Origin of the sequence: Rhizobium sp. FKY42, from assembly GCF_005222835.1 — a bacterium.
Classification (GTDB): Bacteria; Pseudomonadota; Alphaproteobacteria; order Rhizobiales; family Rhizobiaceae; genus Neorhizobium.
In genome coordinates, this window is sequence record NZ_STGA01000028.1 from 210,586 (window position 1) to 226,640 (window position 16,055).

Below are 16,055 nucleotides of genomic sequence, written 5' to 3' on the forward strand. Positions count from 1 at the left end.
GCCTTGCACCTCACCCGCCAAGGGGAGCATGCCGAAAGCCGCATTCAGCGCTTCGTGTGACGAGATCACGGGCAAGACAACAAGAGGCTTTCAATGAGCCAGACCACGTGTCTGGCGAAAGCATCCGGCAATCCTGCCCCATGACAGGTCATCGGTTAAGTTAGCAGGAACGGCGGATCCGGGCCTGCCAAGTCTGCCGCAATCCTTGCGGCCGTTTCCGGGTCTTGCGCCCGGATGAAATGCGGCGAACGACCCTTTGGATCGTCCGCCGAATCTGGTCTTAGCGACGGATACCGAGGCTCGAGATGAGCTTCGTGTAACGGCCTTCGTCCTTCTTCTTCAAGTAGTCGAGCAGCGAACGGCGGCTCGAGACCATCTTGAGAAGGCCACGACGGGAGTGGTTGTCCTTCTTGTGGCCCTTGAAGTGCTCGGTGAGGTTGTTGATCCGCTCGGTCAGAATGGCAACCTGGATTTCCGGAGAACCGGTATCACCTTCAACGGTTGCATATTCCTTGATGAGGGCAGCCTTACGCTCTGCAGTGATCGACATCGGACAATCCTTTCTGAATTTTAGGAATAAAGACACCAAAGGCCGGGATGTCGTCCAGCCTTGGCCGTGAACGCAAAGGGTACGCAAAGCGCACCCTAGCTGGCCGTGGCTATAAACCATTCGGCCATTGATGGGAAGAGCTATGTTCTTCGCCGCAAATCAGGCAAAAACGCGCTTCGGACGAAACTCGCCCTGACCGATTTCGCCAATGGCCACCAGCTTGCCACCAGCGAGCGCCACGGCCTCCGGCTCATCGACAGGCGCATCACGCCCTCTCAGGATGATCGGATTGCCCATGCGAATACGATAGGCCTGATCGTCGCTGATGCGGATCTGCGGCAGCGCAGACAAGGCTTCGCTCGTCTCCATGAGGAATGCGTCGAGTGCCGCTAGACGCTCGTCGCGATCCTCAATCTCTTCCAGAGCCACCAGTTCAGCCAGTGGCACCATCGCCTCTTCGGCGAAGGGCGCAACAAACGTGCGACGGAGACCGGAAATATGGCCATAGCATCCAAGGTCGCGGCCAAAATCGCGTGCCAGCGAGCGGACATAGGTGCCCTTGCCACATTCGACTTCGAAGAAGGCGCGGTCCCGTTCCGCTCTCAGCAGCGTCAACCGGTGGATCTCCACCTCACGAGAGGGGATCTCGACGGTTTCGCCGTCACGGGCCAGATCGTAAGCGCGCTCGCCAGCGATCTTGATGGCAGAAAACTGCGGCGGTACCTGACTAATGACACCGGTATAATTCGGCAGCAGGGCGCGAATCTCTTCTTCTGTCGGACGCTGGTCAGAGGTTTGCGTCACCTCGCCTTCCAGATCGTCGCTCGTTCGCTCCTCGCCCCAGGAAACCGTGAATTCGTAGATCTTGCGGCCATCCATGACGTAAGGCACGGTCTTGGTCGCATCACCCAGAGCGATCGGCAACATGCCGGACGCAAGCGGATCGAGCGTGCCGGCATGGCCTGCCTTCTGGGCGTTGAACAGCCATTTGATCTTGCCAACAGCTTCGGTGGAGCCAAAATCGACAGGCTTGTCGAGAACGAGCCAGCCGGAAATGGCCCGGCCCTTTGGTTTACGCGGTTTGGACATCTTGCTCTTATTCGTTTTCGTCATCTTTTTCGGCGTCAGTGGCGAGGTCACGACTGACTTCCGGTGAGCGCAGAAGCTCATCGATTTTCTTGTAGTTGTCGAAGCTCGTATCGTCGCGGAAGCGAACCTCGGGCATGTATTTCATCTGGCGAAGTGCGCCGGCCAAGCGTCCGCGAATGAATTTCGCATTGCGGTTCAAGGCTTCGATCACCTTGGCGTGGTCGGCGACGCCAAGCGGCGTAACATAGGCGGTCGCGATCTTGAGATCCGGTGACATGCGCACTTCCGACACTGAAATGACCGTGCGCTCGATGATATCGTCGCGCACCTCGCCCCGCTGCAGGACTTGCGTAATAGCGGCACGAACCTGTTCGCCAACGCGCAGCATGCGCTGGGAAGGCGCTGAAGAAGTTGCTTTGCTCATTGTTGTTTTTCTTTCCTTCGGCCAATCTCAAGATGCCAGAATAGCAGAATCCGGACCGGTTGGCGCGGGCAGGCGTGCTCAATGCCTCGCTTGATGCCAAACGTCAAGGTTTCTGGGCAGATCTGCCAGACATGCGTTCACGAAGAGCTGAGTTTTTGATAACCCAATCCCACGAATTTTTGACCTCATGCGTTACCATGTCGCACATCCAACTTGACGTTTGATGAGAATCCTCCATTTTATCGCCTGTCTCCCCCATGGCTAAACCGAAGCCGGGGATTGAACATTGGTGCCGGGCCCCTCTGGCGAGAGTTTTTACGGCGCTCTCGCGATGTCGGTACCGCCTGCAGCTTAGCCGGCGGATAAACAACATGACCTTATATCCAATCCGTTTGACGGGTATCGCTTCGCGTTTGCCTGTAATTTCTCGCATGCATTCACACGACAAGTACCGCGAGGTGCGTCCATGAGCGCACCCACGTCATCGACCCTCGGTTATTTCCGATGGGCATTCATCGTCACCTTTGTCGGACTTGTGCTGGGTGGCGTTCTCGGCTGGCAGTCGACGGGAACCGTAAGCGGAACTCTCACGGTCTTCTTTATCTGTGCGGTTTTGGCCGTGCTGGAGATTTCCCTGTCATTCGATAACGCCATCGTCAATGCGAACAAGCTCAAAGACATGACGCCTGTATGGCAGCAGCGCTTCCTTACATGGGGCATCTTGATTGCCGTCTTCGGCATGCGTATCGTCTTCCCGCTGCTGATCGTTGTAATCGCAGCAGGCATTGGGCCCATCGATGCCATCGTTCTGGCGGCGTCGCGTCCGGAAGAATATTCGCGTATCATGCACGAGGCGCATCTGCCGATTGCCGCGTTCGGCGGCACCTTCCTGATGATGGTCGGCCTCACCTTCTTCTTCAACCATGAGAAGGATGTGCACTGGGTTGAATTCCTCGAAAGCCGTATTGCACGTTTCGCGACGATCAAGGGCGTCGAGATCGCTTTCGTCCTGTTGCTCATCATGCTGTTCTCGCAATTGCTGCCGGAAGCCGATGCCTCGACCTTCGTGCATGCGGCCGTCTATGGCCTCTTGACCTTTCTTCTGGTGGAAGTACTGGGCGGCGTTCTTGATGCGTCACAGAAGACGATGAGCGAAGCGGCCAAAGGTGGCCTCGGCGCCTTCATCTACCTCGAAGTACTCGATGCCAGCTTCTCATTCGATGGCGTCATCGGGGCCTTCGCCCTGACGCAGAACCTGTTCATCATTGCGATTGGCCTTGGTATCGGCGCTATGTATGTGCGCTCGATGACCATCATGCTGGTGGAGAAGGGCACGCTTGCAGAGTATCGCTATCTGGAGCACGGCGCATTCTATGCCATCCTGATCCTGTCGGTCATCATGTATGTGCAGACGCTGTATCATATCCCGGAGGTCATCACCGGCCTCGGCGGTGCAGGTCTGATCGGTCTCTCGCTCTGGTCATCCATTCGGTACAATCGACGCGAACAGGAACATGGCGCCGAGGCACTTACTTGAGTTCAGATACGATATCGGGCCCTTTATGGGCCCGATTTCTCTTCGATACACATCATGACATAACCGTAATGAAACATGACTTTTAAAAGCAGGAATTAAGTTCTATTCAGAGTAATCTGCTGTCTTCGATTTTCAGGATTTTGCCATGGATCAGGTTTCCCCAACTGCGATGGACACGCCTCGCCGAGGCCCCAATCTGCCTTCTTGGACACTCACAGTCATCAATAGCTTTGACGTAACGCCAAAGATGCGTCGCGTCGTTTTCGGCGTCGAGAACGTCGACCAGTTCGAATACAAACCAGGACAGGACATAGTCTTCTTCTTGAATGATCCAGAAGGCGGCCATGGACGCCGGCACTATACCGTGCGCGCAATTGATCGGGATGCCGGCACACTCTCTGTGGACTTTGTCCTGCACGGCGATTCCGTCGGTCCAAGCTTTGCTCGGAATGCAAAGCCGGGCGATCAGGTCGAGGTGAAGGGGCCGCGCGGACGGGTCGTCTTCAAGCCGGATGCCGACTGGCATCTCTTGACCGGCGACGAAACCTGTATCCCCGGCATCCTGCACATTCTGGAAAACCTACCTGCTCAGGCACGTGCTTTTGCCTTCATCGAGGTTGAAGACGAAAGCTGGAAGCAGGATTTTGAGACTGAAGGCGAGGTTTCCATTGAATGGATTGCCCGCGGCAGTGCGCGCCCAAGCTCCGTGATGGTTGATCGACTGAGCTCCTTCGAGCTTCCTGGCGGACATGGGCAGGCTCTCATCATCGGTGAGACCAGCAATGTACGAGCTCAGCGCCATTATCTCATCGAACGTGGCTTCAGCCGGGATCGGATCGCATCGGAAGGCTATTGGCGTCCGGGTCGCAATGGCGGCCACGATCACGTTGACGATTGAGACGATACACCTGATCAGAAGAGGGCGGCGTCGAGGTCATCGTCCGACAGGACAGTGAGCGGCGCCTCCTCTGGCACAGCGGTTCCCAGAATGGTGGCGTGCAATTCACGCTCGGAGGCCATGGTGTAAATCCGGTTGATCCTGGGGCCGACGGTTTCGATGGCCGCCTCCAGGCCAGTTCTGTCGATGGGCTGAAGAGCTGCGGTGTGAAGCTCTTCCTGGCATCGATGCAGAATTTCTCCGAGATCTGCGCGAAAATCCAAGCGCTGAAGCGCAGCATTCATCTCCGCAACACCCGACGCACCCTCGCGTGCAAGGTTGGCAAGATCGCTGTCCATTGCCTGACCAACGGCACCGATGCGCTCAAGCGCTCGCCGCAGGCGCTCATCAAGGGATTCGGCTGAAGCGGTTTCTGGCGCATCGGACAAAAGTCCCTTCGCCGCCCCTTCCAGCACCTTCAGCTGTTCCAGGATCTGCTCAGCCGCTTCGTCCAGATGGCCAGCGAAGATGCGCAGTTCAGCCGTCACGACATTGATCGCCTTACCCTCCTCACCGATCTTGCCGCAACGGAGATTGGTGTTCAGCGCCATGTAGTGGATATCACCGCGGACAACCCGAACAATGCCGATGTCCTTCAGCAGCATTTCCACCGTAGACAGGGTGCGCCTTGTCATGAGGCCCGCCTCCTCTGCGACGGCCTCAATTTCGGTAACGGCAGAACGGGCTTGTCCGATACCCGTTTCCAGATCACGCAGTGATCGATTGGATGGCTTGTCACTCTCGCCAATCATCTCGCGCTGAATTTCGGTGATCTGGCCAAGTTCGTGGCGGAAGCTGGCAATGGTTTCGACGATCTTCGCTGTGTCGCGCTCAAAGTCCTGACGCGTCTGTTGCAATTGCGCGGCCACGAGTTGGCGGATCAGCGCCCTTAGCGCTTCCTGGGCCTCTCGGGTCAGAGAAGACGCCTCCGCCGATGCCAGATAGTCCTCAAGTATCGAGAAGGATGATTGGCAATGCTCGACGCGCTGACGCGTAATGTCGCCCACCTGCATGGCTGACAGCGTCGAGGCGAGCTTGTTCTGAATGCCCCGCGCAATGATCTTGACCTGCTCAGCACGCTGATTCAGCTCTTGTCTGTGAGCGTTGATCTGATCGACGCCGCGACCCAGCCCGGAAACTATGGACGGGATGGTCTGGCTATAGCGATCAAGTGTAGCAGAGCCCTTGCTGATAACGGGTCCAAGTCCGGAGCCCAGTTCAGCCAGCTTCTGTGAAAGACCGTTTACCTGCTGGCTGCCATCCTGGATGCGTTCGAGAATCTCTTCTGCGAAGCCCGCAAAATCTGGAACCCCGGCGCCCGTAATCTTCGCGGTGACTGCAAAGGTTCGCAGATAGCGCAGGGTTTCCTGCATCCGGCTGATTTGCGGGCGCAGCACACGTTCCGCTTCGGCAATATCCCGGAAGCCACTCTGGCGCTTTGCTTCAGCCTCCGTCAGGCTAGACAAGGCGGCGACTGTAGCCTCGAGTTCGCCCATGGTGGCATTCGCCGTCCCTTCATCGAGAGACCCGGTGAGCGCGTCCAGCGACGTCACCATTTTGTTGAGAATGTCGAGAATGGAAAGCAGAACCGCCCCGCCATCGAGAAAACGCTGCTCGATACGAGTTCGCGCCTCCTCCAACCGGTCCGCATAAGATGATGTCACCTGCGGAACGATCATCTCCTGTCTGGTTGCTGCCATTGCCACGCCATCTATCTCCGGTTTCGGACAGAATTGCCCCGCTCTCGCCCAGGAGGGACAACATCCGAATCGGGTTGCACGACCTGCGCGTGAAATTATTGGCGCAGCGGGCGTTAAAGCTTCGCCAATGGAACGTCTCATTTCCGCAGCTTGGTTAATTTTCTTTTTGGTGAATTACCCAAGTTTTCTGGGCACAGGAAATTATTCGATAGAAGTGAGCATAAATTATTAGGGTCTTGTTAAGCATCCGGAACCACATTACCCAAAGTTGAATCAGCGTCTATCAATAGGGTCCATTGACGATGAGCAGTAACGCCTCGGAAACGACACTCTTCTGGCACGATGGCCTTACGCTTCGGACCATCTCTAAGCATCATGATGAACTTTTATTAGCCCTGATCGCAAAATCAGCAGTTGCTCTCGATATCTCTGATGACGAACCAGCAGATCTCAGCTTCGTTCAACTTATAGAGTCAGCCCGCATCTTTGCCTCCACATCTGGCAAGAAGCTGACATTGCTCAGGCCCGCCACAGGTAACCTGCGCGACGTGCTCGAGCGGGGCGGGTTCCTGCATAACATATCGCCAGAAGATGCCAGCTTCTGGCTGCATGATGGAGTAAAATAATGGCCGCCAAGATTCTGACTGTTGATGATTCCGCCAGTATTCGCCTGACAACGCGCGTCGCGCTGAGTAACGCAGGCTATACCATTACGGAAGCCGTGGATGGGATGGACGGATTGAGCAAGATGCGGAGCGGTCAATTCGATCTGATCGTCACCGATCTGAACATGCCTCAGATGGACGGGCTGACCATGATCCGCGAGCTTCGCAAGCTCCCGGCCTATATGGGGGTCCCGGTCATTTTTCTCACGACTGAATCCGATAACGAACTGAAGAGCCAAGCCAAGGCCGCCGGTGCGACAGGCTGGCTGACCAAGCCCTTTGACCCGGAAAGTCTGGTCAAGATTGTCAAGAAGGTTCTCGGCAGATGAGTTTTCCCGATCCAATAGCGGTTTTCCGTACGGAAGCTGCGGAATTGCTTGAGCAAATCGAAACCGGTTTGCTGGATCTCAATCATGACCTGGCCAACAAGGATCAGGTCGACGCCGTCTTCCGTGGGCTGCACACCCTCAAGGGATCGGGCGCCATGTTCGGTTTCGAGGCGCTTGCAGCATTTACACACCACTGCGAAAGCGCCTTCGATCAAGTCCGCAAGGGTGTTGTCCCGGCCACGCACGACCTGGTCAGTGCCGTTCTCAACGCGACCGACCACATGCGCGCTCTGATCGAGGTGCCGGCGGGTGATCATGATGCTGCGAGCGAACATCTGCTTTCAACTCTCAGGCTTGCGGTCGAACAGGCAGGCAACCCGGACGCCGGGACCCCTGTAAAGCCAGCAGCAGAGCCCAGAATGACGCATTACAGGCTGCATTTCAGCCTTCCTCGCAATGCAATGGCCAACGGCACCAATCCTCTGCCGCTGCTTGATGAATTGCGCGAGCTCGGTGAATGCACCGTTGAGGTACACAAGAGCTGCATTCCTGCACTGGACGATCTCAGCGCGGGTGACCTCTATCTCTCCTGGACAGTAAACCTGAAGACGGCGCAGCCACGTTCTGCCATCGACGACGTTTTCATTTTCGTCATGGACGAGATGGAGCTCAGCCTCGAAATCGTTGATGCCCGGAATGAGCAGGCTGACGAGGCTTCGCCGGTAGCGGAAGCAGCGCCTACGGAGGCTAAGTCCAACAATGCCTCTGGCACGCCCGTTCGTGCCGAGAGCACAGCGGTTACAAAGGCGGCTCCTCAACAACAGGATGCCAAGCAGGCAAAATCCAGTGAGAATGTACGTGTCCCCGCAGAACGTCTGGACGAACTGATGGACAGGGTTGGCGAGCTGGTTATTGCCCAGTCGCGCCTCAGCCAGCTTGCCGGATCCAGTGGCGATCTTCAACTGCGCGCGGTGTCGGAAGATGTCGAACGGCTTTCCGGCGAATTGCGCGACACCATGATGGTCCTGCGCATGGTTCCGGTGGCGCAACTGTTCGGCCGGTTCCGCCGACTGGTACACGACCTGGCGATTGAGACTGGCAAAGCCATTGAACTGATTACGGAAGGTGAGACCACGGAGGTGGACAAGAGCGTGGTCGAACGTCTCGCAGATCCGCTCGTGCACTTGGTACGCAATTCCTGCGACCATGGTCTGGAAACACCGGAGGAGCGTCGTGCTGCCGGCAAGGATCCGGTGGGACGCATCTTTCTCTCTGCGCGTCAGGCAGCAGGAGAAGTCATCATCACGATTAAGGATGACGGACGCGGTATCAACCGCGAGCGCGTGCGCGCCAAGGCAGAAGCGTCCGGCATCATCGCACCCAATGCCGTGCTGGCAGATCAGGAGCTTCTGCAGCTCATTTTCCAGCCGGGCTTTTCCACCGCACAACAGGTTACCAATCTCTCCGGTCGCGGCGTTGGCATGGATGTTGTCAAAAGGACCATTGACGCGCTGCGCGGCTCGATCGATGTGACCAGCCATAACGGGACCGGTTCTGAAATCTCACTCGCCATTCCGTTGACGCTTGCAATCATCGATGGGCTGCTGGTGCGGGTTGGCGCCGGTCGCTACGTGATACCGCTCTCCGCCGTCGAGGAATGCCTTGAGCTTTCGCCGGAAGAGGACATGCGTTCTCGCGGACGAAGCTTCATCTCGCTGCGCGACAGCCTGGTTCCCTTCATCCGCCTGCGGGATCTCTTCAATACGAACACGACGCCAGATCCCTTCCAGAAGGTCGTCGTGATCTCAACTGGCTCGGAACGTGTCGGTCTCGTGGTGGACCAGATCATTGGCGACCACCAGACCGTCATCAAAAGCATGTCCAAACTGCACCATGATGTCGCGACCTTTTCCGGTGCAACCATCCTTGGCGATGGCGGGGTCGCCCTTATCCTCGACGTCGGCCATCTGGTCGCGGCAGGGCAGCACCAGGAGGCGCAGTTGCGCGCAGCAGGATGAGTGAAGCCATACGAAAGCTCCCGGACGAACTTTGGGGAAATGCCGAGGAACTGGAAGTTCTGACCTTTGATATTGCTGGCGAAATGTTTGCGCTGGAAGCCATCAAGGTTCAGGAAATCCTGGATCTTGTTCCAGAAACCAGTGTTCCAGGCGCGAAAGCGTTTGTAGGAAGCGTGATCAACTTTCGCGGAAAGGTAATTCCGCTTGCAGATATACGCCTGGCCTTCGGCATGGAGGCCACACGCACCACGATCGACAGCCGGATCATCGTCATCCAGCTGGATATAGAAGGGGAGCCGACGCTTGTCGGTCTCCGTACGGACAAGGTGAATGAAGTCACCACCCTGATGAAATCCGCGGGTGAACCGCCTCCGAGCGTCGGCATGCGCTGGCGTCCTGATTTCATCGACTGCCTCGTTCGACGCGGCGGGGAATTCATCATCATACCGAACCTTCACACAATTTTCTCGGCTCAGCGTGAACGCCCAGGCGGGACGTCGTTGCAGACCTGAGCCAAAAGGAAGATCGACATGCGGATAACCATAAAGTTAAAGTTGACAGTCGCATTCACGTTGATCGTTTTGATGTCGGCGGCAATGGCAGCGCTCTCTATCAGCAATCTTGCCACGCTCAATTCGGCAATCACAGACATCGTCAAGGGACCAGCCGAGAACCTTGCTGATTCCGGCGCGATGGGTAAAGCCGTGCTGAACAGCATTCGCTTCGAGAAAAACGCAATTCTTAACACCGATCCCAAGCGCATCCCGAATTTTGTCGAGGGCGCCAAGAATGCGCGCGCCGAGGTCCGCAAGAGCCTCGCCGCGCTTCAGGAAAGCAAAAACAAGGAGCTGCAGAAGCAGCTGCAGGAATTCCGCGCTACATTCGAAGGCTTTGAGCGTCTGCAGGATAGTGTTCTGGCACTAGCGGTTGAAAACACCGACGAATCTAATCGTAAGGCTGGTGAGCTTTCGATGGGTGAAGGTGCACAAATGGTTAACCGGATGCTGCAAGCAGTTGAAGCCGTAAACAAAGCGGTTGCGGATGAACTGGTCCAGATCGATGAGGAAACAAATCAGCTCTACGCTCAATCACGCACAACCCTGATTGCGGGAACAGCAGCATTGCTGATCTTCTCCTGCGCCGTCGGCATTTTCGTAGCGGTCGGTATCAATCGCGGTCTGCGCAACGCCGTTGGGGCGGTGCAGGGAGTTTCCGAAGGGGACCTGACAAAGCTTGCCGAGATCAAATCCCGCGATGAAATCGGCGATCTGCTTGGGTTCGTCAACACGATGATCGAGCGCCTCCGGAGCGTCGTGGGCGACGCGCTCTCTGCCTCCGACAACGTCTCCAGCGGTAGCCAGGAACTTTCTGCCAGCTCGGAACAGCTGAGCCAGGGCGCGACTGAGCAGGCTTCTGCTGCCGAGCAGGCCTCCGCCTCAATGGAAGAGATGGCCGCCAACATCAAGCAGAATGCCGACAACGCCGCCCAGACGGAAAAGATTGCCCGCCAGTCCTCGCGCGATGCGGAAGCCTCCGGCCAGGCCGTAAACAAGGCGGTCGGTGCGATGCGTACGATTGCGGAAAAGATCTCCATCGTTCAGGAAATCGCCCGACAGACGGATCTGCTTGCCCTCAATGCGGCGGTCGAAGCGGCACGTGCCGGGGAACATGGCAAGGGCTTTGCCGTCGTCGCCTCCGAAGTGCGCAAGCTTGCAGAGCGCAGCCAAGCAGCCGCTGCCGAAATCTCCACGCTGTCTGGCGACACCGTCCAGGTAGCAACAGAAGCCGGCGAAATGCTCAATAGGCTGGTGCCGGATATTCAGAAGACGGCGGAACTCGTTGCCGAGATTTCAGCGGCCTGCCGCGAACAGGATATTGGTGCAAGCCAGATCAACGACGCGATCCAGCAGCTCGACAAGGTGACGCAGCAAAATGCGGGGGCATCGGAAGAGATGTCGGCAACCTCGGAAGAACTCGCCGCACAGGCCGAGGAACTCCAGGCATCCATCGCGTTCTTCCGCGTCGAGCGGACCGGTGGGCACCGGACAACGACGACGGCCACGAAGACCCAGCGTCCTGCAGTTCAGCACAAAAACGCTCCAGCACGGCGGGTAGACAACAGCGTGGCTGGCCAGCAGTCCCGCGTCAAGGGGTTCGCGCTCGATATGGGCGGACCCGATGAGGAAGACGCACACTTTCGGCAGAGCGCGTAAGCGCTCTCCACCACTCCAAACCTGAGATAGGCCGTTCTGGGGGGATCGGACCGTCTCACTTTCCTAGCTCTTGAGGATCAGCGTGATGCGCCTGACTATCAAAACGAAGTTGACCGCAACCTTCGCACTCCTTTTGGGGTTAATGCTGACCACTGGAGGCTACGGCCTCTACGCCGTCAGCGACTCCGGCGAAACCCTCCATAATGTCATCACTGGTCCGGTCGCGCGCCAGGCAAATGCACTCACGATGGTCAAGGATCAGTTGGTGATTGCCCGTAACCAGCTGAGCTTGGTCGACGCCGAAAATGCTGATGAGATCAACCGCCTGATCCAGGAGAGCGACGCCAGTCGCAAGGCGCTAGCTGATGGCGCGGCTTGGGCTGCGCAGGCTGCTGAGACGGATGCCGGCAAAAAGGCTTATGCCGAGATTGTCAGGCTTTCAGGTGAACTGGGCCGGATCGACGACCAGATTCGCACCCTGATCAAGGCAGGAGATCAGAAGGCGGCGCTCGCTTTGGTGAAGAGCCAGAGCGCGCCCTTGATGGGGCAGATCGAAACCATGTTGCAAGGTCGCCTTGCGACCAATCGCAACCAGATGCAGCAGGCGGAAGACCATGCCGATGCCACACGATCAACGACGATACTTGTCGTTGGCCTGGGATTGAGTGCTGCACTTGCCTTGGGCTCGGTTACAGCCTTCCTGATCCTGAGAGGCATCCGGCGGGGTCTTTCATCCATACAAACAGCTGCCAGCGCCGTGGCTATCGGTGATCTGAACCTCAAGCTCGAAGTGAAGACCAATGACGAAATCAAGGATGTCATCGATACCGTCAACCTGATGACTGCCAATTTGCGACAAACTGCCGAAGTTGCGGATCGCATCGCCGAAGGCGATATCGGCGTGGCGGTCAAGCCACTTTCGGACAAGGACACGCTGGGCATCGCGATGGAACGAATGGTCGGCTATTTGCAGCAGACAGCCGCGCTTGCGCAGACCATTGCTGAGGGTGATCTCACTGTAAACGCGCGTCGGCAGTCGGAACAGGATGCTCTTGGCCTTGCGCTTGAAAACATGATTGCGCGCCTGCGTATGATCGTCAGCGATGCACTGGGGGCATCTGACAATGTCTCCAGTGGCAGCCAGGAGCTATCTGCCAGCTCCGAGCAACTAAGCCAAGGTGCGACGGAACAGGCTTCCGCTGCGGAAGAGGCCTCCGCCTCGATGGAGCAGATGGCGGCCAACATCAAGCAGAATGCCGACAACGCTGCCCAGACGGAAAAGATTGCCCGCCAGTCCTCACGCGATGCGGAAGCCTCCGGCCAGGCCGTGAACAAGGCGGTCGGCGCCATGCGTACCATTGCCGAGAAAATCTCGATCGTACAGGAAATCGCACGGCAGACGGATCTGCTTGCCCTCAATGCGGCGGTCGAAGCGGCTCGTGCCGGTGAACATGGCAAGGGCTTTGCCGTCGTCGCCTCCGAAGTGCGCAAGCTTGCAGAACGCAGCCAAGCAGCCGCTGCTGAAATCTCCGGCCTTTCCAGTGAAACTGTTCAGGTAGCAACAGAAGCCGGCGAAATGCTCAATAGGCTGGTGCCGGACATCCAGAAGACGGCGGAACTCGTTGCCGAGATTTCAGCGGCCTGCCGCGAACAGGACATTGGTGCAAGCCAGATCAACGAGGCGATCCAGCAGCTCGACAAGGTGATCCAACAAAATGCCGGCGCTTCTGAAGAGATGTCGGCAACTTCGGAAGAACTGGCAGCGCAAGCAGAAGAACTGCAGGCGTCCATCGCGTTCTTCAAAGTGGAGCGTGGCGCATCTTATAACCTCACACAAGCGCGTTCTGCCCAGGTTGCCAAGCCGGTTCGGCCTAGCGCGCAGAAGCCAGTAGCGGCCAGACGTCCGGATCATTCAGTTGCGGCCCAACAATCTCGCGTGAAGGGTTTCGCGCTGGATATGGGCGGTCCAGATGAGGATGATCACGATTTTCAGAGGATTGCCTGACATGGCCCAGAAAACCGAAGCGCAGTTCGTAACCTTCAGTCTCGGCGAAGAAATCTTCGCCGTACCTGTCGAAGTCGTCCGAGAAATCCTCGATCACGAGGATGCGTTCAAGATCCCTCATGGCCCAGACTATCTTCTGGGCCTCCGGGACGTGCGAGGCCAGGGTGTGCCCGTCATCGACCTTCGCGTTCGCCTTGGGATGACACCAACAGTCAAGACGTCTCATACACGTATCCTGGTTCTCGATGTTCCCGTCGAGAATCGCGTTCTTGCCCTCGGGCTGGTCGCGGACCGAGTTTTCGAAGTCGTGCCATTCCTGCGAGATCAGATCGAGGAGGCACCTGATATCGGGATTCAGTGGCGATCCGACTACATTTCCGGTGTCGTTCGCCGAAATGGCGGCTTCGTCGTCATCATCGACCTTGCCCGATTGTTTTCCGACAGCAGTAGCGCCCTGGCAAGCGCTACCCGCGTACAAAATGTAGCGTAACGGAGTCTTCGAGTTGAGTGTAGCCAGACAGGTTTCCCAGTCTCCGGATGACCGTTTAAGCAGGCGGAATTTCGATCGTCTGGCAAAGTTCATCTACAAGTACAGCGGCATCAAGATGCCGATCACAAAGGTGACTATGCTGGAAGGTCGCCTTCGCAAACGCCTGCGCGTGTGCAACATCGCCACGTTCGATGACTATTGCAATTATCTTTTCGAGCACAATGGGCTAGAAAGAGAAGCAATCTTCCTCATCGATGCGGTGACGACCAACAAGACCGACTTCTTCCGGGAGCCAAAACATTTCGAATATCTCATCGACACAGCCCTGCCGGATCTGTTGAGAGATATCTCGGGAAAGTTGAGGGTTTGGAGTGCGGCCTGCTCGATCGGTGCAGAACCTTACACACTGGCCATGGTGCTTTCCGAAGCACTCGGATCACGCGATCCCAACATGGATTACCAGATCATCGCCACCGACCTTTCCACGGAAGTGCTAGAGACAGCCCGGAAAGCAATCTATCCGGTTGGCATGGTTGATCCCGTACCCCGTGGTCTTCGCCGGAAATACGTGCTGGATCATGTCGACCGCGATAGAGGGGAGGTCCGGATCGACGTATCGCTCCGTCGCAAGGTTGGCTTTGGCCGTTTGAACCTGATGGACGAGGCATACCCCTTACGGGATATGCAACACATCATCTTCTGCAGGAATGTGCTGATCTATTTCGACAAGCCGACGCAAAAGCACGTTCTCTCCAACCTTTGCGATTGCTTAATTCCAGGAGGTTATCTTTTCATCGGTCACTCTGAATCCGCCACAGGGCTCGATCTGCCGATCAAGCAGGTCGCGAACACCATCTTCAAGCGAATCTGATTGATGAAGAAAAAGATCCGAGTTCTCATCGTCGACGACTCCGCCAGCATCCGGCAGACACTCACCAAGATCCTCTCCGAAGATGACGAAATCGAGGTGATCGGTGCGGCTACCGATCCGTTCATGGCAGCACGCAAGATCCGCGAGGAGATCCCGGATGTCATAACGCTCGATGTCGAGATGCCGCAGATGGACGGCATCACCTTCCTGCGCAAGCTGATGTCCCAGCATCCCATTCCGGTGGTCATGTGCTCCTCGCTGACCGAACAGGGCTCGGAAACGCTGATGCAGGCTCTGGAGGCGGGTGCAGTCGACATCATCCTGAAGCCGAAGATCGGCGCCGCCGATCAACTTGCCGAAAGCGCCGAGCGCGTTCGGACCGCCGTCAAGGGCGCCGCCCGTGCCCGAATGAACAAACTGAAGCGCTTCCGGAGCGAGGCTCCCAGTACAGTTCAGGAAAAGTTGACCGCCGATGCGATCCTTCCACCGGCTACCGGGGGGGCGATGGCAAAGACAACCGAGATGGTGGTGTGCGTCGGTGCGTCCACCGGCGGCACGGAGGCGCTGCGCGAAATGCTGGAAACCTTACCCGCCAATGCGCCTGGCATCATCATCGTGCAGCATATGCCAGAGAAGTTCACGGCGGCTTTCGCAAAACGCCTCAATGGCTTATGCGAAGTCGAGGTGAAAGAAGCAGAGGATGGCGATCCTGTTCTACGCGGCCATGTACTGATCGCACCGGGCGACAAGCACATGCTGCTTGAGCGTCGTGGCGCGCGCTACCATGTTTCTGTTCGTAGCGGTCCGCTTGTCAGCCGCCACAGACCATCCGTCGATGTACTGTTTCGCTCCGCCGCGCGAGCCGCAGGTGCCAATGCCATGGGCGTGATCATGACCGGCATGGGAGACGATGGTGCCCGTGGGATGGAGGAAATGCATCAGGCAGGTGCCTTTACACTAGCTCAGGACGAGGCATCATCCGTCGTATTCGGCATGCCAAAGGAAGCCATCGCACGCGGCGGCGTTGATCGTATCGTGTCGCTTCAACAGATCGCACAAGAAATCATGGCGGCAGACCGGCGCCGGTGAAATCTGGCGGCAAGGACTGGATCAAACCTCTGAAAAGCTATTGTTTTATTTGTTTATATACCGTTGATTAACCATGAAGACCGACAATGCAATCACACGATGAGCGTGCAGCAGCCGAGCGATGCAGCCTCATGATTT

General features: G+C 57.1%; 15 protein-coding genes. 11 read left to right on the forward strand and 4 right to left on the reverse strand.

The features are described from left to right. Positions 1–280: 280 nt before the first annotated feature. The 3 genes from rpsO to rbfA form a co-directional block, all read right to left on the reverse strand. Positions 281–550, reverse strand: coding sequence for a 30S ribosomal protein S15 (rpsO, locus tag E8M78_RS10530; RefSeq protein WP_062554961.1), 270 nt, complete (start codon positions 548–550; stop codon positions 281–283). A gap of 159 nt (positions 551–709) precedes the next feature. Continuing rightward, positions 710–1,639 carry a tRNA pseudouridine(55) synthase TruB gene (gene truB / locus E8M78_RS10535; RefSeq protein ID WP_137135013.1) on the reverse strand — a complete coding sequence of 310 codons (930 nt, stop codon included), beginning with the start codon at positions 1,637–1,639 and terminating at the stop codon, positions 710–712. Between the two features lie 7 nt (positions 1,640–1,646). Beyond that, entirely contained in the window at positions 1,647–2,063 is a 417-nt protein-coding gene (rbfA, locus tag E8M78_RS10540) for a 30S ribosome-binding factor RbfA (RefSeq protein ID WP_137135014.1), read from the reverse strand. 466 nt (positions 2,064–2,529) lie between these two features. Here rbfA and E8M78_RS10545 point away from each other — a divergent pair, with 466 nt between their 5' ends. After that, complete coding sequence (locus tag E8M78_RS10545; protein ID WP_137135015.1) at positions 2,530–3,600, forward strand: DUF475 domain-containing protein; 1,071 nt, start codon at positions 2,530–2,532, stop codon at positions 3,598–3,600. 145 nt (positions 3,601–3,745) lie between these two features. Next, positions 3,746–4,498 (forward strand): siderophore-interacting protein, encoded by a 753-nt coding sequence (locus E8M78_RS10550; protein ID WP_137135016.1) that lies wholly within the window; start codon positions 3,746–3,748, stop codon positions 4,496–4,498. 14 nt (positions 4,499–4,512) lie between these two features. Here the strand turns inward: E8M78_RS10550 and E8M78_RS10555 are convergent, their stop codons facing one another. Beyond that, entirely contained in the window at positions 4,513–6,243 is a 1,731-nt protein-coding gene (locus tag E8M78_RS10555; protein ID WP_137135017.1) for a chemotaxis protein, read from the reverse strand. Between the two features lie 296 nt (positions 6,244–6,539). Between E8M78_RS10555 and E8M78_RS10560 the strand changes: the two genes are divergently transcribed. The 9 genes from E8M78_RS10560 (at position 6,540) to E8M78_RS10600 (ending at position 15,917) form a co-directional block, all read left to right on the forward strand. Then, positions 6,540–6,863 (forward strand): STAS domain-containing protein, encoded by a 324-nt coding sequence (locus E8M78_RS10560; protein ID WP_137135018.1) that lies wholly within the window; start codon positions 6,540–6,542, stop codon positions 6,861–6,863. Continuing rightward, entirely contained in the window at positions 6,863–7,231 is a 369-nt protein-coding gene (locus E8M78_RS10565) for a response regulator (protein WP_137135019.1), read from the forward strand. Before E8M78_RS10560 ends, E8M78_RS10565 begins: the two co-directional genes overlap by 1 nt. After that, positions 7,228–9,249 carry a chemotaxis protein CheA gene (locus E8M78_RS10570; RefSeq protein ID WP_137135020.1) on the forward strand — a complete coding sequence of 674 codons (2,022 nt, stop codon included), beginning with the start codon at positions 7,228–7,230 and terminating at the stop codon, positions 9,247–9,249. The genes E8M78_RS10565 and E8M78_RS10570 overlap by 4 nt, the downstream gene beginning before the upstream one ends. Beyond that, the gene (locus tag E8M78_RS10575; protein ID WP_137135021.1) at positions 9,246–9,761 is read left to right on the forward strand and encodes a chemotaxis protein CheW; all 516 of its coding nucleotides are present in this window, start codon (positions 9,246–9,248) and stop codon (positions 9,759–9,761) included. The genes E8M78_RS10570 and E8M78_RS10575 overlap by 4 nt, the downstream gene beginning before the upstream one ends. An 18-nt stretch (positions 9,762–9,779) precedes the next feature. Further along, entirely contained in the window at positions 9,780–11,462 is a 1,683-nt protein-coding gene (locus E8M78_RS10580) for a methyl-accepting chemotaxis protein (protein ID WP_137135022.1), read from the forward strand. Positions 11,463–11,547: 85 nt separating this feature from the next. Further along, positions 11,548–13,467 (forward strand): methyl-accepting chemotaxis protein, encoded by a 1,920-nt coding sequence (locus tag E8M78_RS10585; RefSeq protein WP_137135023.1) that lies wholly within the window; start codon positions 11,548–11,550, stop codon positions 13,465–13,467. A 1-nt stretch (position 13,468) separates the two neighbouring features. Beyond that, positions 13,469–13,957, forward strand: coding sequence for a chemotaxis protein CheW (locus E8M78_RS10590; RefSeq protein WP_137135024.1), 489 nt, complete (start codon positions 13,469–13,471; stop codon positions 13,955–13,957). A 13-nt stretch (positions 13,958–13,970) separates the two neighbouring features. Continuing rightward, the gene (locus E8M78_RS10595; RefSeq protein ID WP_137135025.1) at positions 13,971–14,828 is read left to right on the forward strand and encodes a protein-glutamate O-methyltransferase CheR; all 858 of its coding nucleotides are present in this window, start codon (positions 13,971–13,973) and stop codon (positions 14,826–14,828) included. Between the two features lie 3 nt (positions 14,829–14,831). Next, the gene (locus E8M78_RS10600; protein ID WP_137135026.1) at positions 14,832–15,917 is read left to right on the forward strand and encodes a chemotaxis response regulator protein-glutamate methylesterase; all 1,086 of its coding nucleotides are present in this window, start codon (positions 14,832–14,834) and stop codon (positions 15,915–15,917) included. The last annotated feature ends 138 nt before the right edge of the window (positions 15,918–16,055 follow it).